The organism is Anaeromyxobacter soli (genome assembly GCF_022808855.1).
GTDB lineage: Bacteria > Myxococcota > Myxococcia > Myxococcales > Anaeromyxobacteraceae > Anaeromyxobacter > Anaeromyxobacter soli.
Map to the genome: position 1 here is coordinate 4,055 of NZ_JAKZLF010000053.1, position 19,175 is coordinate 23,229.

The window sequence follows — 19,175 nt, forward strand, 5'->3', positions numbered from 1 at the left end:
CCGCCCCCCGGGGGCCCGCGGCCCAGCGGGGGCGGCCGCGCCGCGCCGCGGCGTCGCCCCCGGCGGGCTCGCTTCGCTCGCTGACCGACGTTCACGATCGTCGCAGCTTACCTACGCCGCCCCGCGCTTCGCCCGCTCGCCGACGACCTCGCGGCACGCGCGCGCGATGCCCTCGGCGTCGAGCCCGAGCTGCGCCCGCTGGCGGCCCTGATCGCCGTGCGTCACGAACTCGTCGGGGAGCCCGAGCCGCTTCACCCGCAGCCCCTCCGCCACGAAGCCGCGCCGCTCGAAGAGCTCGAGGCAGGCGGCGCCGAAGCCGCCGGGCAGGCACCCCTCCTCCACGGTCACGACTCGGCGGGAACGCTCCGCCTCGCCGGCGATGAGCTCCTCGTCGAGCGGCTTCGCGAAGCGGGCGTCGACGACGGAGGCGGCGATGCCCTCCTTCGCGAGCGCCTCGGCCGCGCCGAGCGCGGGGCGGACGGTCGCGCCGAGCGCGACGATGCACACGTCCGGCTTCCCGGCCACCGCGCGGGCGAGCCGGCCCTTCCCGATGGGCAGCACCTGCGGCGGCTCGAGCGCGACGCCCTCGCCCGCGCCGCGGGGGAAGCGGAACGCCGCGGGGCCGTCGTGGTGGAGCGCGGTGTGGAGCATGTGCCGGAGCTCGTTCTCGTCCGAGGGCGCCATCACCACGAGGTTCGGCACGCAGCGCAGGTACGCGACGTCGAACGCGCCCTGGTGCGTCTTGCCGTCGGCGCCGACGAGGCCGCCGCGGTCGAGCGCGAACGTCACCGGCAGCCGCTGCAGGGCCACGTCGTGGATGATCTCGTCGTAGGCGCGCTGGAGGAAGGTGGAGTAGATGGCGACGACCGGGCGGACGCCCTCGCAGGCGAGGCCGGCGGCGAAGGTCACGGCGTGCTGCTCCGCGATGCCGACGTCGTAGGTGCGCTCCGGGAAGCGCGCCTTCGCCTTGATGAGGCCCGTGCCCTCGAGCATCGCGGCGGTGATCGCCACGACGCGCGGATCCCGCTCCATCTCCTCGCAGAGCGCCTCGGCGAAGAGGTCCGTGTACGCCTTCGCCGACGCCTTCTTCACGGGCTTGCCGGTCGCGACGTCGAAGAACGAGAGGCCGTGCCCGCGGGTCGCCTTGTCCGACTCGGCGGGCTGGTAGCCCTTGCCCTTCGTGGTGATGGCGTGGAGCAGCACCGGGCCGTCGAAGATCGCGAGCTTCTGGAAGGTCTCGACGAGGCCCCGCACGTCGTGCCCGTCCACCGGGCCGACGTAGTGGAAGCCGAGCCCCTCGAAGAGGATGCCCGGCGTGACGAGCGCCTTCGTCGCGTTGATCCCGTGGCGGATCATGTCGATCGCCTCGGGCCCCTTGGGCACCTGGGAGAGGAAGTCCTTCACCGCGCGGCGCCAGCGGTTGTACGTGCGCGAGGCGAACTTCTTCGAGAACCACTCGGACAGCGCGCCCACGTTGGGCGAGATCGACATCTCGTTGTCGTTCAGCACGACGAGGAGGTTGCGGCCGAGGTAGCCGGCCTGGTTCAGCCCCTCGAACGCGACGCCGCCCGTCATGGCGCCGTCGCCGACCACCGCCACGACCTTGCCGGGCGCGCCGGAGAGCCGCTTCGCCTCGAGCATGCCGAGCGCGGCGCTGATGGCGGTGGAGGCGTGCCCGACGCCGAACGCGTCGTGCTCGGACTCGTGCCGCTCGGGGAAGCCCGCGAGGCCGCCCTCGGTGCGGATGGTGCGGAACCGCTCGCGCCGGCCGGTGAGCAGCTTGTGCGCGTAGGCCTGGTGGCCGACGTCCCACACGAGCTTGTCGGTCGGCGACGCGTACACGTAGTGCAGCGCGACGTTGAGCTCGACGGCGCCGAGCGACGAGCCGAGGTGCCCGCCGTTCTTCGCGCAGGTCTGGATGATCTCCTCGCGGAGCTCGTCGCACAGGCGCGGCAGATCGTCGACCGGCAGGCGCTTCAGGTCGGACGGCGAGTCGATGCTGTCGAGCAAGCGGCTCATTCGTGGAACCTCCGTTCTCGGGTCCTGCTACTTCTTGCGCGAGAGCACGTAGCGCGCCACCGCGCGGAGCGGCTCGGCGGGCGGTCCGAGCGGGGCGAGCGCGGCGAGCGCCTCGTGGAGGAGCGCCTCCGCGCGGCGGCGCGCCTCCGGGATCCCAACCAGGCCCGGAAGCGTGGACTTCCCGGCCTCGGCGTCCTTGCCGGCCCGTTTCCCCAGCGTCTGGGTGTCGGCGGTGAGATCGAGGAGGTCGTCCGCGATCTGGAAGGCGAGCCCGAGCTTGAGTCCGATGGGGTAGACGCGGTCGATGGGGGCGCCGCCGCACGCCGCGCCGCCGGCGACGGCGCTCGCGAGCAGCGCCCCGGTCTTGGTGCGCATGAGCTCGAGGATCTCGGGCTCCGCGAGGCGCGCGTGCTCGCCCTCGATGTCGCGCGCCTGCCCCTCGACCATGAGGTAAGCGTTGTCGGCGAGCAGGCGGGCGAGGGCCGCGGCGCCCGGCTGCGGCGCGGCGAGGAGGTGCCCGAACGCGAGGGATTGCAGCGCGTCGCCCACGAGCACCGCGGTCGCCTCGTCGAACGCCTTGTGGACCGTGGGGCGGCCACGGCGGAGGTCGTCGTCGTCCATCGCGGGCAGGTCGTCGTGGACGAGGGAGTAGGTGTGGATCGCCTCGAGCGCGACCGCGAAGCGCATCGCGAGCGAGCCGTCGGAGGCGTCGCCGCCGTGCGCCTCGCACGCGGCGAGGACGAGCGCCGGGCGGAGCCGCTTCCCGCCGCCGAGGAGCGCGTAGCGGACGGCGTCGAGCAGCCGGCCCGGCCCCTGGCCGCGCCGCGCCTCCACGAGCGCCACGAGGTGGGGCTCGAGGCGGGCGGAGACCTGTCGGAGGTAGGCCTGGATGTCGAGGTCTTCGGCCACGGCGGAGCCCTTGTAGCACAAGGCAGCCCGGGCGCTCACGCCACCGGCGGAGCCGCCGCCAACCGGGTTCACGCCGGGGTGGGGACCGCCCCGGCGCGCCGGTCGAGGATCTCCCGGATGCGCGTGATGAGCCGGTCCATGTCGAGGGGCTTCGGGAAGTAGTCGACGGCGCCCGCCTCGATGCCGCTGCGCTCGTCCTCGACGCTCTTGCGCGCCGAGATGAAGATGACGGGGATGTCACCGAAGGTGGGGTTCTTCTTGATGGCGCGGCACAGCTCGAAGCCGTCGATCCAGCTCATCATCACGTCGAGCAGGATGACGTCCGGGCGATCCACGTGCATCGCCGAGATGAGCCTGAGCCCGTTCGCCGCCTGGCCGACGTCGAACCCCTCGAGCTCGAGCGCGAGGGTGAGCATCTCCCGCGTGTCGCGGTCGTCGTCGACGATGATGACCTTCGGCTTCTTCATGCGCTCTTGGGCCGGCATCGGTCGTCAAGATCCTCGGCCGGCCTCGGGCTCGAACGGCACCGCCTCCTCGTCGCCGTCGGCGTCGCGCACGAGCAGCTCGACCCTGCGCTCCGCGTCGTCGAGCTTGCGGGACGCGTCCTTCGCGAGCCGCACGCCCTCGGCGAACTTCTCGATCGACTGCTCCAGCGTGAGCTGGCCGGACTCGAGCTCGGCGACGACGCGCTCGAGCCGCGTGACGAGCGCGTCGTAGGACTCCTCTGCCACCGACTGCTCCTGCCGCTCGCTCGCCTGGCTCACGCGACCTCCGAGTCCACCTACTTAACGACGCCGCGAAAGGGGGTCAACGGCCGCCCCGCCGGAGCCGCCGGCGTCGCCCTCCCGCGCGGGCGCCGCGCGCCCCGGCAGCGGGTCGTCCCCTGCATCCCTGCGGGTGACCTGCGCGTCGAGCCAGCCCTCTCCGAGGACGATCCTCAGCGCCTCGCCCTCGGACGCCTGCGAGCTCCGGGCCACCACGTGGCCCTCGCGGAGCACGAGCGAGAAGCCGCGCGACAGGAGCTTCGCCACGTTCGACGGCCCGAGGCGCGCCTCGAGCCGCTGGAGCCGGAGCGCCTCGCGGCGGAAGGTGGCCGCCTGCCACGCGCCCAGGCGGCGCGTGCTCGCCTCCATGCGCGCCCGGATCTCGCGCACGCGGCGGCGCGGCTCCTGGCGGCCGAGGCGGGCGCGGAGCGGCTCGAGCCGCGCGCGCTCCGAGCGGATCGGCGCCCGCACGTGGCCCAGCGCCTCGCGGAGCAGATCCTCGACGCGGTGGCGCTCGCGCGAGAGGAGGTGCGCCGGATCGGCGAGCTCGGCGTGCAAGGCGCGCAGCTCGCCGCGCCGGAGCTCCAGCGCGCCCCGCGCGGTGCGGTCGAGGCGGGCGCGGAGCGCCGCCACGCGCGCCGCGAGCTCGTCCCGCACCGGGGCCACGAGCTGGGCGGCGTGGGTGGGGGTCGCGGCGCGGACGTCCGCCACGAGATCCGCCACCGTGACGTCCACCTCGTGACCGACCGCCGAGACCACCGGGACCGGGCAGGCGGCGATGGCGCGCGCCAGCCGCTCGTCGTTGAACGCGCCGAGCTCCTCCTGCGAGCCGCCGCCGCGCGTCACGACGATCACGTCCACGCCGGCGCGGCACAGCGCGCGCACGGCCGAGACCACCGTCGACGCGGCGCCGTCCCCCTGGACCCGGCACGGCGCCACCAGGACGGAGAGCGAGGGGAAGCGGCCGTGGAGCACGCGGAGGAAGTCGCGGACCGCGGCGCCCGTGGGGCTCGTGGCGACGCCGATCCGCCGGGGCACGAAGGGCAGCGGCCGCTTGCGCGCGGGGTCGAGGAGGCCGTCCGCCTGGAGCCGCTCCTTCACCTGCTGGAGCAGCAGCGCCGCCGCGCCGGCGCCGCGCGGCTCGAGCTCCTGCACGATGAGCTGGTACTTGCCGTGCGGCGCGTAGATCTCGACGAAGCCGCGGGCGATCACCTCCTGCCCCTCGGCGAGCTGGAACTTCACCCGGCGCGCCTGCGACGACCAGACGACCGCGCCGATGAGGCCGTCGGCGTCCTTGAGCGAGAAGTAGACGTGCCCGCTCGACTGGCGGCGCAGGTTCGCCACCTCCCCGGCGACCCAGACGTCGCGGAACTTCGGCTCGACCGCGTTCTTGAGCGCGCGGGTGAGCTCGCCGACGGACCACGGGCGCGGCAGCTCCCGCGGCGCGAACAGGTCCCCGGTGGTCCCGGGCTCGGGGCGGCGGGGCGGCCTCATCGCCGCCCTCCCGCCCGGGCGGGGAGCGGCCGGAGCGGGCGCGCCCGGCGGATCCGGGGCGCCGCGCCGCTCGCCTCGCCGGCGGCGCGGACCGAGCCGAGCCGGACGAGCAGCTCGAGCAGCTCGGGGACGTCGCGCTGCTCGCGGATCCTCCACGGGGCGAGCGACGGCCCGCCGCCGACGTGCACGCCGAACACGAGCGGCGGCCCGACCGCGAAGGCGTCCTCGTCCGTGACGTCGTCCCCCGCGTAGAGCGCGGCGGTGCAGCCGAGCCGCGTGACGAGCGCGCGCACCGCGTCGCCCTTCGACGGGAAGTCGTGCGGCAGGACGTTCAGGACCTTCTTCCCAGGGATGAGGCGGGTCCCCTCGAGCTGGTTCGCGGCCTCGTAGACGGCGCGCTCGGAGGCGCGCCACGTCCGCGCGAGGCCGTAGTGGATCGCGAGCGTGGAGCGCTTGTCCTCGAAGTGGATGCCGGGCACGCCCGCCAGGGCGACCTCGAGCCGGCGCCGCCAGCCGCGGACGCTGCGCAGGACGCGCTCCGGCACGGCGATGGGCCGCCCGAGCTCGAAGCCATGGTTGCCGACCACGAGGGGGACCGCTGGACCCACGAAGCGCGCCACGTCGCGCCAGGCGCGGCCGGACACGACCGCGACGGGGTAGCTCCGCCCGAGCCGCTGGAGCAGGCGGCGGGTCGTCCGGTCCATGCGCGCCCCGTGGGGATCCCGCACGACCGGGGCGAGCACGCCGTCGTAGTCGAAGGCGAGGAGGACCTTCGCCGGCGTGTGCTCGCCGACGAAGCGCGCCAGCGCGGCGCGGTGGCGCGGGTGGAGGAGATCCTTCATCGGCCGGGACTGATGAGCATAACATTCGTCCCGGGGGGACACACACGACGTGCCCTCCCGGATCGGAGGTCGGCCGCGGTCCCCGCGGCGGCGCAGGGGACCCCGACGAGCAGGGGTGGGTCCCCGACGACGGCGGCCAGCCGCCGGCGGGGCGGGGGCGCAGCCCCCGTTCGAACATGCCTGGACGACAGCGTGATTCGCGTCACCGAAGGTGATCGCGGATCACGAGCCGTCGTTCAGGCGGCGGGCCGGCTCGCGTGGAGCCCCGCGCGGACCACGTCCGCGAGCGCCGCGACGAAGTCGGGGCGGACGCCGAGCGCCGGCACGCGGAGGTAGGCCGTCGCGCCGCCCTCGGCCGCCGCCTGCTTGGCGAGGATGTCGAGGTCGTAGAGCGTCTCGAGGTGCTCCGACACGAACGCGATCGGCACCGTCACGATCGCGCGCCCGCGCGCGTTCCCCCGGAGGAACTCGACGGTGTCGGGCCCGAGCCACTTCGCGGGCCCCACCCGGCTCTGGTAGGTGACCCGGAACTCCGCGGCGCCCGCGCGCCGGGCGGTCTCGCGGGCCGAGTGCTCGATGTACCCGGGGTACGGGTCGCCCCTGCGCACCTGGCTCATCGGGAGCCCGTGCGCGCTGAACACGACGAGCGCGGTCTCGCGCGCCGCGGCGGGGAGCTCGCCGAGCGTCTCGCGCAGCGCGGCCGCCGAGGCGTCGAGGTAGCCCTCGTGATCGTGCCAGGTGCAGATCTCGGCGAGCGGCAGGTGCTTCGGCCAGAGGCGCCGGAGCTCGACGAGCGAGCTCTTCGTGGTCGCGTTGGCGTACTGCGGGTAGAGCGGGAGCGCGACGGCGCGGGTGGCCCCGGCGGCGATCGCCTCGCGGACGCCCTCCTCGGTGTTCGGGTGGCCGCAGCGCATCGCGAGGTGGCACGACCAGCCGGGGCCGAGGACGCCCTCGAGCGCGCGCGCCTGCCGTTCGGTCCCCTCGACGATGGGCGACTTGCCGCCGATGAGCGCGTACTTCTCGGCGGAGGACGGGGCGCGCAGCCGGGAGATGAGCCGCGCCACGAGCGGCCGCAGCGGGCCGAACGGCGCGGAGATGAGGAGCGGATCCGAGAAGAGCTCGTAGAGGTACGGCTCGACCTCCTCGAGCGTCCTCGGCCCGCCGAGGTTCATGAGGAAGACGGCGGTGCGCTCCATCTAGACCGTCCGCGAGAACGTGGGCTTCTTCTCGCCGGCGTGCTTGCCGAGGTACGCGTCGAACAGCATGGCGACGTTGCGCACGAGGAGCTGGCCGAGCGGGGTCACCCGGAGCAGATCGCCGTCGAAGGTCACGAGCCCGTCGCCCTCGAGCTCGGCCACGCCCTTCGAGAGGTCCGCCTCGATCGCCTTCCGCGCGGCCGGCCCGAACTTCTCGGCGACCTCGCGCAGGTCGAGCCTGAGGAGGCACATGACCCGGTTGATGACGAAGCGCCGCATGACGTCGTCGTCCGTCACCGAGGCGCCGCGCTCGACGGGGATGATGCCCTGCGCGACCTTGTCGCCCCAGTCCTTCAGCTTGTGGGCGTTCTGGGCGTACGCGCCGCCGATGTCCGAGATGGACGTCATCCCGAACGCGACCGTGTCCGCCGCCGGCCGGACCGTGTACCCCTGGAAGTTCCGGTACAGGTAGCCGGCGTCCTGCGCGCGCGCGAGCTCGTCCGACTCGAGCGCGAAGTGGTCGAGGCCGATGAGGCGGTAGCCGCCCGAGGTGAACGCCTCCACCGCCTGCAGGAACAGCTCGACGCGCTGCTCCGTCTTCGGGAGCGCCTCCTGCGGCAGGAGCCGCTGGTGCGGCTTCGACCACGGGACGTACGCGAAGCCGAACACCGCCATGCGGTCCGGGTGGATCTTCAGGATGAGGTCGAGCGTCTTCTGCCAGGTGTCCCGCGACTGGAACGGCAGCCCGTAGATGAGGTCGAGGTTCACCCCGTGGAAGCCGTTGTCGCGGGCCGCCTGCACGAGCTCGGCGGTCTCCTTGAAGCCCTGGATGCGGCCCACCGTCTCCTGGACCTGCGGATCGAAGTCCTGCACGCCCATCGAGATGCGGTTGAAGCCGAGCTTCGCGAGCGTCTCGATCTGGGAGCGGGTGGTGATCGCCGGGTCGATCTCGATCGCCATCTCGCCGTCCTTGGCGAAGTCGAAGTGGCGCGCGAGGAGCGCGTGGCACTGCTCGAGCTGGCGCTCGTCGAGGAAGGTCGGCGTCCCGCCGCCCCAGTGGAGCTGCGTCACGCTGCGGCGCCGGGGCAGCCGCTTCGCCACGAGCTCGACCTCCTTCTCGAGGAGCTCGAGGTACGACTCGGCGCGCGTGCGGTCGTGGGTCGCGATGACGTTGCACCCGCAGAAGCGGCACATCTCGCGGCAGAACGGGAGGTGGACGTAGATCGAGAGCGGCCCGCCCTGCGCATCGGCACGCGCGAGGTGCTCCTCGTAGTCCTTCGGCCCGAAGGTGTCCGACCACTCCGGCGCGGTCGGGTAGCTCGTGTAGCGCGGGCCGGGACGGTCGTACTTCTTGATGAGCTCCCAGGACGGGATCTGGATCACGTCTTCCTCACTTCCAGGCGAAGGCGTGGACCGCGTCCACTACCGCCTTCACGGTCTCGGTCGGCGTGCCGGGCTGGATCCCGTGGCCGAGGTTGAAGATGTAGCCGGGCTCCCGGCCCGCCGCCCGCACGATGGAGAGCGCGCGCTCCACGGCGACCTCCTTCGGCCCGAGCAGGAGGGTGGAGTCGAGGTTGCCCTGGATGGCGACGCCGGGAGCGCGGCGGCGCGCCTCGTCGATGGGGATGCGCCAGTCCACGGAGACGACGTCGTAGCCGAGCTTGGAGATCGGCTCGAGGTGGGAGCTCGTGCCCGTCGAGAAGAAGATCGCCGGCACGCCGGTGCGCTTCACGGCCTCGGCGATGCGCGCGAGGTACGGGAACGCGAACTCCTCGAGGTCCGCGCGATCGAGCTCGCCGAGCCAGCTCTCGAAGATCTGCGCGGCCTGCGCTCCGGCCGCGATCTGCTCCTCGATCTGCACGATGGCCGCGCGGGTGAGCTTCTCGAAGAGCGCGTGCGCCGTGCGGGGCTCGGCGTACAGCATCGTCTTCAGGCGGGTGAAGCCCTGGCTTCCGCCCTCGACCGCGTAGCTCGCGACGGTGAACGGACCGCCCACGAAGCCGATGAGGGGGACGCGGTCGCGCAGCGCGGCGCGGATGGCGCGCACGCCGTCGAGGACGTACGGCAGGTCCTTCTTCGGCTCGGGGACGCGCAGGGCGTCCACGTCGGCGCGCGTGCGGACGGGGTTCGCGATCTTGGGGCCGCCGTCGCCCTTGCCCTTCTCGCCCTTCTCGAACGTGAGGTCGAGCCCCATCGCCGGCAGGTGGACGAGGATGTCGGAGAACAGGATCGCCGCGTCGAACCCGAACTCGTCGATCGGCGCCACGGTCACCTGGGCGATGAGCTCCGGCGAGCGGCACAGCTCGAGGAAGCCCACCTTCTCGCGGACGGCGCGGTAGGAGGGCTGGTACCGGCCGGCCTGGCGCATCATCCAGACGGGCACGCGGTCGACGGGCTGCTTCCGGCAGGCGGCGAGGAATCGCTGGGTCATGGGGGGCGCCATCTTATTCGACTTCCAGCGTCCGGAACACGGGCGAGACGCCGCGTTGTTCCCGCAAGGATTGCGTCTCCGTGCTCCCGCCGCGCTGCGGCAGCGGCGTCAGCGGCGCAGGACGGCGAACGCCACGAGCACGACGCCGAGGGCGACCATCGCGAGCCCGTACACGACGAGCATCGCGCCGGCCGTGCGGGCGCCCGCGCCGACGACCTCGCGGCCGTGCACGACGACGCGCTGGCGCCGGAGCGCGGCGAGCCCCTTCGCGGCGACGAAGAGACCGGGGACGGCGAGGAGGGCGGCGGCGAGGGCGAGGAGGGCGCGGGCCATGGGGGCTCTCAGGGGGCGAGCGCGGCGACGGCGCGCGCCGCGGAGACGGTAGCGACCCGGACCGACTTGCGCCGGCCGGCCTCGCCGCGGAGGACGGACACGTCCTGCTTGCGGACCGAGAGCGCGCCGGCGAGGAACTCGACGAGGGCGGCGTTCGCCTCCCCGTCCACCGGGGGCGCCGCGAGCTGGATCTTGAGCCGGCCGTCGTGCTCCCCGACCACGCGGGTGCGCGACGCCCGCGGCTGGACGAGGAGCTCGAGCACCACCCCGCCCGCCTCGTCGCGCGCCCAGCTCACCCCTTGAGCCCCATGAGCACGAGCCTGGCCTTGTCCGCGCGCGCGACCATCCGCTCGAGATCCATCACGAGCGTGGCGCCCGCCTCCACCGCGAGCACCCGGCCGCCCGCCTCGCGCAGGGTCTCGAGCGTGTCGGGGCCGACCGCCGGGAGGTCGAAGCGGCGATCCTGCCCCGGCTTCACCGCCTTCGCGACGACGAACCCGCCGGAGCGGGCGAGCTCTCCGCCGCGCCGGATGCACGCGTCCGTGCCCTCGAGCGCCTCGACCGCGAGCGCCACCCGGTCCTTCACGACCACCGTCTGGCCGAGGTCCAGCCGCCCGATGCCGCGCGCGAGCTCGATCCCGTAGGCGGCGTCCGCGCGCTCGTCGTCGGTCGGCTGGTGCCTGCCCAGCACGCCCTCGGGCGCGAGCCGGTCCTGCAGGAACGGCGTGGGATCGGTGATGGGCACCCCCTCCTCGTCGAGGAAGCGCGCCATCGCGCGGAGCAGGTTGTCGTCGGACCGGATGCCCACGCGCGCGAGGACGCGGAGCCCCGTCGCGTCGAGCATCGCGTCGGTGAAGAAGCGCTTCTTCGTGATGGCGCCGAGCATCACGCTCTGCGTCGCGCCGCCCGCGCGGAGCGCGTCGAGGATGTGCCCGATCTGCCCGAGCTTCACCCAGGTGAGCGCGTCCACCGCGCCCTCGAGCGCGGGGTCGGTCTCGTTCCGGTGCGCGACGGCCACGACGCGGTGCCCGGCGCGGCGGGCGCTCTCCGCGAACAGGATCGGGAAGCGCCCGCCCCCCGCGATGAGGCCGATGGTCGCCATTTACCGCGTGATGCCGCGCTGCGTCCCCTTGAGGAAGCGGACGAAGTGCGCGACGTCCTCGTACATCCCGAGCTCCGCCTCGACCTGCGCGATCGCCTCGGCGAGCCCCAGGTTGGAGCGGAACACGATCTTGTAGGCCTGCTTCACCTGCCCGATGCGCTCCTCGCTGATCCCCGCGCGCTGCATGCCGACCGCGTTCAGGCCGGCGAGCTCGGCGCGCGGGCCCGCCACCGTGCAGAACGGCGCCACGTCCATGGTGACGCCGGTGAGGCCCGAGACGAACGCGAGCCGGCCGATGCGGCAGAACTGGTGCGCCGCGGCGAGGCCGCTCACGTGGACGTGGTCCTCGAGGACGACGTGCCCGGCGAGCGCGACCGAGTTCGCGATGATCGCGCCGTCGCCCACGTCGCAGTCGTGCCCGACGTGGCTGTTCGCCATGAACAGGCAGCCCGAGCCGATGCGCGTGACGCCGCCGCCCTGCAGCGTGCCGGTGCTGATGGTCACGCCCTCGCGGAACGTGTTCCGGTCGCCGACCACGAGCTCGGTCGGCTCGCCCCGGTACTTGAGGTCCTGCGGCACCTCGCCCACGACGGCGTGCGGGAAGACCCGGTTCGCCTCGCCGAGCGTGGTGCGCCCCGCCACGACCGCGTGCGCGCCGATCACCGTGCGCGCGCCGATGCGGACGTGGGGCCCGATGACCGCGTAGGGGCCGATCTGGGCGGACGGATCGACCTCGGCGCCCGGCTCGAGGACGGCGGTGGGGTGGATGGACATGCTCGGTGCTCCTGTCAGCTCGCGACCTCGCGGTCGGCGAACATCGCCATGAACTCGGCCTCGGCGACGGTCTGCCCGTCCACGATCGCGGTCCCCTTCTCCTTCCAGACCGCGCCCTTCTGCTTCGTCACCTCGACGTGCAGCTCGAGCCTGTCCCCCGGGACCACCGGCCGGCGGAACCTCGCCCCGTCGATCCCCATCAGATAGGTGATCTTCGAGGCGGTCTGGTCGGCCGGCAGCGACTTCAGCGCGAGGAGCGCGCCGGCCTGCGCGAGGGCCTCCAGGATGAGCACCCCCGGCATCACCGGGTGGCCCGGGAAGTGTCCCACGAAGAACGGCTCGTTCATCGTCACCGACTTCCAGGCGACGAGGCGCACGTTCGGCTCCACGAGGACCACCCGGTCCACGAGGAGGAAGGGCGGGCGGTGCGGCAGGAGCTGCTGGATGGCCTCGATGTCCATCACGACCGGCGCGCGCTCGGCGCTCATGGCTTCTTCTCCCCGGCGGCGCGAAGCCGCTCGAGCTCACGGCGGAGCTCCTTCACCTCGCGGCGGAGCTCCGGGAGCGTCCGCAGGGCCGCCTGCGTGCGCAGCCAGTCGGCGTGCGGCTGCGACGGCGACCCGCTCACCGTCTCGCCCGGCGCGAGGTCGGTCATGACGCCGGCCTGGGCGCCCATCTTGGCGCCGTCGCCGATGCTGAGGTGGCCGACGATCCCGGCCTGCCCGGCGGCGACGACGCCCATCCCGAGCTTCGTCGAGCCGGCGATGCCGACCTGCGAGACGATGAGGCAGAGCGGCCCGAGCTCCACGTTGTGGGCGATCTGGACGAGGTTGTCGATCTTGGACCCACGCCCCACGCGCGTCGCGCCGAGCGTCGCCCGGTCGAGGCAGGTGTTGGCGCCGATCTCGACGTCGTCCTCCACGATCACGATGCCGATCTGCGGCACCTTGAAGTGGCGCGGCCCGTGGCCCTCGCCGTCGGGATCGAAGGCGAACCCGAACCCGTCCGACCCGATGACGCAGCCCGGCTGCAGGATCACGCGGTTGCCGATGCGGCAGCGCTCCCGCACGACGACGTTCGGGTAGAGCAGGCAGTCCTCGCCGACGCGGGCGCCCTCGCAGACGTGCACGCCGGGGTAGACGATCGTGCGCGCGCCGATCTCGGCGTCGGGGCCGACCGAGGCGAGCGGCATCACCTGCGCGCTCGGGTGGACCCGGGCGCTCGGGTGGATCGCCGCCTCCGGCGCGATCTCCGGCGCGGGCTCGCGGGGAGGATGGAACAGGGTCGAGATCTTCGCGAACGCGAGGTAGGCGTTCGGCGCCCGGAGCACCGTGCGCCCGGCGGGCACCTCTGCGTCCGGCTCGACCACGACCGCGCCGGCGCGCGAGGCCTCGAAGGCCTGGCGGTACTTCCGGTTGGAGAAGAAGGAGACGTGGTGCGGGCCGGCGTCCTCGAGCGGCGCGACCCCCTCGCACGTCAGGGTGCCGTCGCCGACGACCTCGCCGCCGACGCGCGCGGCGAGCTCCGCGAGCGTGAACGTCACGTCCGCCTCACTTCTTCCCGGCGGGGGCCGCGGCCGGCTTCCCGGCGGGCTTCGCCTCGGCCGGCTTCTTCGCGGCGCCGCCCGGGAACTTCGCGTTGTACTTGCGGATGAGCTCGTTCGTGAGGTCGAGGGCGGGCAGCGCGAACACGATGCCGGAGTCGCTGCGCTCGAGGACCATCGTGAAGCCGTCGGCCTCCGCGATCTCGCGGGTGATGTTCGCCATCTTGTCGAAGATGCCGCGCGTCACCTCGCGCTCGCGCTCGGAGAGGTCCTTCTGGAGCTGGCCCCAGAACTGCTGCAGCTCGTTCGCCTTGCGGTCGAGCTCCGCGGCCTTGTCGCGCCGCGCCTGCTCGGCCATGACCACGGACTGCTTCTCGAACTCCTGGCGGAGCTTGTCGAACTCGACCTTCCTCGCGTCGAGCTGCTTCTGCTTCTCGTCGAAGTCGCGCTTCAGGGTGGCCTTGGCGGACTTGCCCTCGTCGATCTCGTTGAGCGCGCGCTGCAGGTCGACGAAGCCGATCTTGGGCTCGACGGCGTGGGCGGCCGAGGCCGCGAGGAGGGCGAGGACGGCGGTGAGGCGGAGGGCGTGACGCATGGGGGCTCCTTGGCGACCGGCGATCAGAAGAAGTTGCCGATCGTGAACTGGAAGTCGAGGGCCTGATCGATGTACGCGCCGCCGTTCTCCGGGGCCTCGCGCCGGCGGTCGAGCGGGATGCCCCACTCGAACCGGAGCGGGCCGATCGGGCTCTGCCAGCGGAAGCCGAAGCCGACGGACTTGTAGAGCGACAGCGGGACGGCGGGGTCGGAGAACTTGCCGGGCGCGAACGCGTTGCCCCAGTCGCTGAAGAGGACGCCGCGGACGCCGACCGCCTTGAACAGCGGGAACTCGAGCTCGAGGTTCAGCACCGCCTGCTTGTCGCCGCCGATGTAGAGGGCGCCGCGCCGCGCGCTCGGGTCGAGCCAGGTCGGGACGTACTCGACGGGCGAGATGGACAGGTACCGGTAGCCGCGGACCGAGTTGATGCCGCCGACGAAGTAGCGCTCGGAGATGGGGACGCGGTGCTCGGAGTCCCAGTCGCGGATGTAGCCGAGCGAGAGCTTCGCCCGGCCGATGAGGCCCAGCCAGACCGGGTGGTAGGCGCGGGCGTCGAGGGCGTAGCGGGTGAAGAGGTTCACCTTCCCGAACAGTGACTCGGGCGCGAGGACCGGGGGGGCGACCTCCGCGCTTCCCGAGAGGAAGAGGCCGCGCGTCGGGAAGAGCCGGTTGTCGCGGCGGTCCCACTGCAGCGACAGGCGCAGCGCGCTCGTCGTGCCGGACTTGAACTGCTGGCTCGCGGCGACCGCGGCGAGGCCGGACGCGGTCACGTCCACGCGCTCGTTCGTGTACGTCGCGAAGAGCCGCATGTCCTCGAGGTTGCGCGCGAAGGACCACCAGGGCGCGAGGCCGTTCAGCTCGTAGCCCCACGTCATGGACCCGCCGATCGCCCGGCGCGTGAAGGTCGTGTAGATGCCCTCCGTGGCGTAGAGGTCGAAGGCGAAGGTCCACTTGGTGTCGAGGAAGTACGGCTCGACGAACTGGATCTGGCCGAGCTGGCGGATCGACGACCACTGCACCTGCAGCGAGAGCGTCTGTCCCCATCCGAAGAAGTTGTTCTGCGAGATCTGCCCGGTGAGGATGAAGTTCTCGTACGAGGAGAAGCCGGCGCCGATCTGGAAGGTCCCGGTGGCCCGCTCCTTCACCTCGACGACCGCGACGATCGTGTCCTCGGAGCTGCCCTGCTTCGTGGTGATCTCGACCGTCTCGAAGAAGCCGAGCGCGTTCACGCGCTGCTTCGACTGGCGCAGGCCGGTGCCCGAGTACAGCTCGCCCTCGTAGATCCGGAGCTCGCGGCGGATCACCTTGTCGCGGGTCTTGTCGTTGCCGATGACGTCGATCCGCTCGAAGCGGACCTTCGGCCCCGGCTGGATCTCGTAGGTGAGGTCGAGCGTGCGGGTCTTGGGATCGGTCGCGGTGAGGGGCGTGACGTTGGCGTACGCGTGGCCCAGGTCGCGGTAGACGTCGCCCACCGCGAACAGGTCCTGCTGGATCTTGCTCCGCGAGAAGATCTCGCCCGCCTTGGCGCGCACGATGCGGCGCAGGAGGGGCTCGCGGTCTAGGAGCTGGCCGGTGAAGGCGATCTTGCCGATCCGGTACTGCTCGCCCTCCTCGACCGGGATGGTGATGTGCAGGAACCGCTTGTCGGGCGAGAGCGCGACCGACGGGTTCCCGACCTTCACGTTCACGTAGCCGCGGTCGAGGTAGACGGCCTGGATGCCCTGGAGGTCGTGCTGGAAGGCCTCCTCGCGGTACGTGCCGAGCGAGCTCAGGAAGGAGAGGTAGCCGCCGGGCCGCGTCTGCATCACCCCGAGGAGATCCGCGTCCGGGACGTGCGCGTTCCCGATGAACCGCACCTCCTTCACCTGGACCTTCGCGCGCTCGTCGATGACGTAGACGACGTCGACCTGGTTGTCGGGCCGCTCGTCGAGCCGGTAGGTGACCTCCGCGAGGTAGTAGCCCTTCTCCGCGTACTTCTCCTTGATCTTCTTCACGTCCTTCCGGACGGCGACGAGATCGAGGATCGCGAACGGCTTCAGCTCGACGGTGTCCTTGAGATCGTCCTTCGAGAGCGCGTGGTTGCCCTCGATGCGCGCCTCGTGGACGGTGGGCCGCTCCGTGACGCGGTAGACGAGGACGGGCGCGCCGGCCGGCCCCTGCAGCTCGACGACGACGTCGGAGAAGAACCCGAGCTTCATCACCGCCCGGATGTCCTTCTGGACGCCGCGCGGATCGTAGGGCTGACCCTTGCGCTGGGTGATGGCGGCGCGGATCGCGTCGACCTCGACGCGCCGGTTCCCCTCGACGCGGACGTCGGCGAGCACCTCGCCCGCCCTCACCTCCGTCGAAGGAGACGCGGCCTGGGCCACGGCCCGGACAGGAACGAGGGCGGCACCGGCGGCGATGAGCAGCGCGGCGAGCGCGGCCGTGGGATCGGTCAGGCGCTTCACGGAGCCGCGGAATCTAAACCGATGCCCCGAAAAGCTCAAACGTCTTCCTTCCGGCCGCCGACGCGGCCCCCGGGAGCCGCCCGCCGGAGCGCTCACGCGAGCCGCCCCCGCTCCAGGCGAAGCCGGCGCGGCAGCGCCGCGGCGAGCCGCTCGTTGTGCGTGACGACCACCGCGGTGATCCCCATCCGCGCGTTGAGATCCGCGAGCAGGGTGTGGATGCCCTCGGCCGTCGCCGGATCGAGGTTGCCGGTCGGCTCGTCCGCGAGCAGGAGCCGCGGCCGGAGGCACAGCGCGCGCGCCAGGGCGACCCGTTGCTGCTCGCCGCCGGACAGCTCCCCGGGGTGGTGATCCACCCGCTCGGCGAGGCCGACCAGGGCGAGCATCTCCGCCGCCCGCCGCCGCGCCTCCGCCCGCGGCACGCGGCGGATGAGGGCCGGCATCATCGCGTTCTCGAGGGCGGTGAACTCGGGCAGCAGGTGGTGGCTCTGGAACACGAAGCCGACGGTCTCGTTGCGGAACGCGGCGAGGGCCTCCTCCCCGCGCTCGAAGGGATCCGCGCCGTCGAAGAGGATCCGCCCGCCGGTCGGCACGTCGAGGGTGCCGAGGAGGTGGAGGAACGTGCTCTTCCCGGCGCCGGAGGGCCCGGTGAGCGCGACGAGCTCGCCGGACCCGATCTCGAGGTCGATGCCGCGCAGCACCTCGAGCCGCCGGTCGCCCATCAGGTAGGTCTTGGTGAGCCCCTGGATCCGCACGAACGGGGAGGTCATCACTCGCTCCGGAGCCCGTCCACCGGGTTCAGGCGGGCGGCCTTCGTCGCCGGGTAGAGCGTCGCGAGGTACGACAGCGCGAGCGCGGCGAAGGCGACGAGCGCGAACTGCGAGGGATCGATCACCACGGGCAGGTTCGAGATGTAATAGACCTCGGGGTCGAGCGGGATGCCGACCTTGTCGATGAGCAGGCAGCTCCCGTAGCCGAGCAGCAGGCCGAAGGCGGTGCCCACCGCGCCGATGGTGACGCCCTCGGCCATGAAGATCTTCATCACGCTCGGCACCCCGGCGCCCATCGACTTGAGGACGCCGATCTCCTTGCGCTTCTCGAGGACGAGCATGACGAGCGTCGCGACGATGGTGAACGTCGCGACGAGCACGATGAAGCCGAGGATCACCGCCATCACGACCTTCTCGGTCTGCAGCGCCGAGAAGAGGCTGCGGTTGAGCTCGGTCCAGTCGCGCGCGCGGAAGGGCCAGCCGCCGAGCTCGAACACCACCCGGCCCATCACCGCCCGCGCCGCGTCCGGCTCGCGGACCTTCAGCTCGAACGCGGTGACCGCGTCGCCGGTGCCGAAGAACCTCTGGCCCTCGGCGAGGTCGACGTACGCGAACTTGGAGTCGTACTCGAACATCCCGCTGTGGAAGATGGCCGCCACGCGGAACGGGCGGCTCTTCGGCTGCGGGCCGGCCGGGCCGAGGTCGCCGAACGGCGAGACGACGTTCACCTGGTCGCCGACGAACACCCGGAGCGCCCGCGCGAGCTCGCGCCCCACGACGATGCCGGGCAGGGTCTTCCCGGCGCGGGGCGGGGCGCGCTGCTCGTCGGGGGACTCGGACTTGCCGGGCGGCGGGATGAGCTCCGGCTTCTCGAGCCAGCCGAGCTTCCCCTCCTCGATCGACTTCGGCAGCTCGGTCACGGTGCCCACCGAGCCGACGTCGATGCCCTTCACGATGGCGCCGGTGAGGTTCTGGCCGGCCGAGAGCATCACCTCGTTGTAGAGGATGGGCGTCGCGCCCACGACGCCCGGCACGTGGAGCACGCGCTCGCGCGTCGTCCGCCAGTCGGTGAGCTCGTTCTGGCCGTACGTGAGCAGCATGCCGTGCGCGTTCTGGCCGAGGATCTTGCTCTTGAGGTCGGCCTCGAAGCCGCTCATCACCGAGAGCACGACCGTGAGCGCCCACACCCCGATGGCCACCCCGCCGATCGAGATGAGCGTCATGAGGAGCGTCGCCGGCATGCGCGGGCGCACGAAGAGCTCGCCGCGCCGGTAGGCGCGCCGCTCCTTCGCGTCGCGCAGGAGGGACCAGACGAGCCCGAGCACGATGCCGGGCACGAGCCCGGTGACGACGAGGGCGAAGAGCGCGGCGAGCGTGCGCGGGCTGAGCCGCAGGTGGCTGCGCGCCACGAAGAGCTCGTACGAGAACGACGCGTCGAGGCGCCCGGTGCCGACCGCCAGGTACGCCAGCGTCGAGCCGATGAACACGGCGGTCGCCGCGAGGAGGCCCACGCCGAGGAGCCCGAGCACGAGCACGAGCTTCCCCTGCGCCTCGAGCGCCTGGAGCGCCGCGGAGCTCTCGCGCACCCCGGGCAGGAAGGCGACCAGCACCGCCACCCCGAGCGCCCAGAGCAGGAACGCGGCCGAGAGCTCGTAGAAGGCGATCCGCCGGCCGACCCAGGCGCCGGCCCCGCCGAGCGCGGCGCCGGCGAGCGCACCCGTGAGCGCGGCGAGGCCGATCGCGAGCGCGCCCGGGAGCGCGAGGCGGTCTCCGAAGAACGCGTGGGCGAGGGGCGCGACGGCGGCCGCGCCGAACAGGCCGGTGAGGACGAGGACGAAGGCCGGGACGGAGAACACCGGCGGGGCGGGGTGGCCGGCGCCGAGCGCGCCGCCGCGGGGGCCGGGGCCCTCCGCCGCGGGGCCGGGCACGCCGGGCACGCCGGGCGCGGGGGCCGCG

19 protein-coding genes are annotated in these 19,175 nt (G+C 72.8%); all 19 read right to left on the minus strand.

Going from position 1 to position 19,175, the window contains the following annotated elements:
- Positions 1-111: 111 nt before the first annotated feature.
- Positions 112-2,019 (minus strand): 1-deoxy-D-xylulose-5-phosphate synthase, encoded by a 1,908-nt coding sequence (gene dxs / locus MLV88_RS22485; protein ID WP_242340170.1) that lies wholly within the window; start codon positions 2,017-2,019, stop codon positions 112-114.
- Positions 2,020-2,046: 27 nt separating this feature from the next.
- On the minus strand, positions 2,047-2,928 hold the full coding sequence (locus MLV88_RS22490; protein WP_242340171.1) for a polyprenyl synthetase family protein: 882 nt from the start codon (positions 2,926-2,928) through the stop codon (positions 2,047-2,049).
- A 68-nt stretch (positions 2,929-2,996) separates the two neighbouring features.
- Positions 2,997-3,395, minus strand: a complete 399-nt coding sequence (locus MLV88_RS22495) for a response regulator transcription factor (RefSeq protein WP_242340186.1) — start codon at positions 3,393-3,395, stop codon at positions 2,997-2,999.
- A 24-nt stretch (positions 3,396-3,419) separates the two neighbouring features.
- On the minus strand, positions 3,420-3,692 hold the full coding sequence (gene xseB, locus MLV88_RS22500; protein WP_242340172.1) for an exodeoxyribonuclease VII small subunit: 273 nt from the start codon (positions 3,690-3,692) through the stop codon (positions 3,420-3,422).
- Between the two features lie 21 nt (positions 3,693-3,713).
- Positions 3,714-5,186 (minus strand): exodeoxyribonuclease VII large subunit, encoded by a 1,473-nt coding sequence (gene xseA / locus MLV88_RS22505; RefSeq protein WP_242340173.1) that lies wholly within the window; start codon positions 5,184-5,186, stop codon positions 3,714-3,716.
- Positions 5,183-6,028, minus strand: a complete 846-nt coding sequence (gene otsB, locus MLV88_RS22510) for a trehalose-phosphatase (protein ID WP_242356161.1) — start codon at positions 6,026-6,028, stop codon at positions 5,183-5,185. Before otsB ends, xseA begins: the two co-directional genes overlap by 4 nt.
- Positions 6,029-6,264: 236 nt before the next feature.
- Complete coding sequence (hemH, locus tag MLV88_RS22515) at positions 6,265-7,224, minus strand: ferrochelatase (RefSeq protein ID WP_243338731.1); 960 nt, start codon at positions 7,222-7,224, stop codon at positions 6,265-6,267.
- On the minus strand, positions 7,225-8,607 hold the full coding sequence (gene hemN, locus MLV88_RS22520; RefSeq protein ID WP_242340176.1) for an oxygen-independent coproporphyrinogen III oxidase: 1,383 nt from the start codon (positions 8,605-8,607) through the stop codon (positions 7,225-7,227).
- Positions 8,608-8,614: 7 nt separating this feature from the next.
- A complete protein-coding gene (gene hemE / locus MLV88_RS22525; RefSeq protein WP_242340177.1) occupies positions 8,615-9,667 on the minus strand; it encodes a uroporphyrinogen decarboxylase in 1,053 nt (350 codons plus the stop codon).
- A gap of 96 nt (positions 9,668-9,763) precedes the next feature.
- Positions 9,764-9,988 (minus strand): hypothetical protein, encoded by a 225-nt coding sequence (locus tag MLV88_RS22530; RefSeq protein WP_242340178.1) that lies wholly within the window; start codon positions 9,986-9,988, stop codon positions 9,764-9,766.
- An 8-nt stretch (positions 9,989-9,996) separates the two neighbouring features.
- Entirely contained in the window at positions 9,997-10,284 is a 288-nt protein-coding gene (locus MLV88_RS22535) for a DUF167 domain-containing protein (RefSeq protein ID WP_242340179.1), read from the minus strand.
- Entirely contained in the window at positions 10,281-11,090 is an 810-nt protein-coding gene (locus tag MLV88_RS22540) for an LpxI family protein (RefSeq protein ID WP_242340180.1), read from the minus strand. The genes MLV88_RS22535 and MLV88_RS22540 overlap by 4 nt, the downstream gene beginning before the upstream one ends.
- Positions 11,091-11,864: an acyl-ACP--UDP-N-acetylglucosamine O-acyltransferase gene (gene lpxA, locus MLV88_RS22545; protein WP_242340181.1), complete on the minus strand. Its 774-nt coding sequence runs from the start codon at positions 11,862-11,864 to the stop codon at positions 11,091-11,093. It abuts the gene before it with no gap.
- 14 nt (positions 11,865-11,878) lie between these two features.
- Complete coding sequence (fabZ, locus tag MLV88_RS22550; RefSeq protein ID WP_242340187.1) at positions 11,879-12,325, minus strand: 3-hydroxyacyl-ACP dehydratase FabZ; 447 nt, start codon at positions 12,323-12,325, stop codon at positions 11,879-11,881.
- A 23-nt stretch (positions 12,326-12,348) separates the two neighbouring features.
- Positions 12,349-13,407 (minus strand): UDP-3-O-(3-hydroxymyristoyl)glucosamine N-acyltransferase, encoded by a 1,059-nt coding sequence (gene lpxD / locus MLV88_RS22555; RefSeq protein ID WP_242340182.1) that lies wholly within the window; start codon positions 13,405-13,407, stop codon positions 12,349-12,351.
- A 7-nt stretch (positions 13,408-13,414) separates the two neighbouring features.
- A complete protein-coding gene (locus MLV88_RS22560; RefSeq protein ID WP_242340183.1) occupies positions 13,415-14,002 on the minus strand; it encodes an OmpH family outer membrane protein in 588 nt (195 codons plus the stop codon).
- A gap of 23 nt (positions 14,003-14,025) precedes the next feature.
- Positions 14,026-16,452 carry an outer membrane protein assembly factor BamA gene (gene bamA / locus MLV88_RS22565; protein WP_242340184.1) on the minus strand — a complete coding sequence of 809 codons (2,427 nt, stop codon included), beginning with the start codon at positions 16,450-16,452 and terminating at the stop codon, positions 14,026-14,028.
- A gap of 92 nt (positions 16,453-16,544) precedes the next feature.
- On the minus strand, positions 16,545-17,219 hold the full coding sequence (locus tag MLV88_RS22570; protein ID WP_242340185.1) for an ABC transporter ATP-binding protein: 675 nt from the start codon (positions 17,217-17,219) through the stop codon (positions 16,545-16,547).
- A partial coding sequence (locus tag MLV88_RS22575; protein ID WP_279324373.1) for an ABC transporter permease occupies positions 17,219-19,175 on the minus strand: 1,957 nt, incomplete at its 5' end. The genes MLV88_RS22575 and MLV88_RS22570, both read right to left, overlap by 1 nt.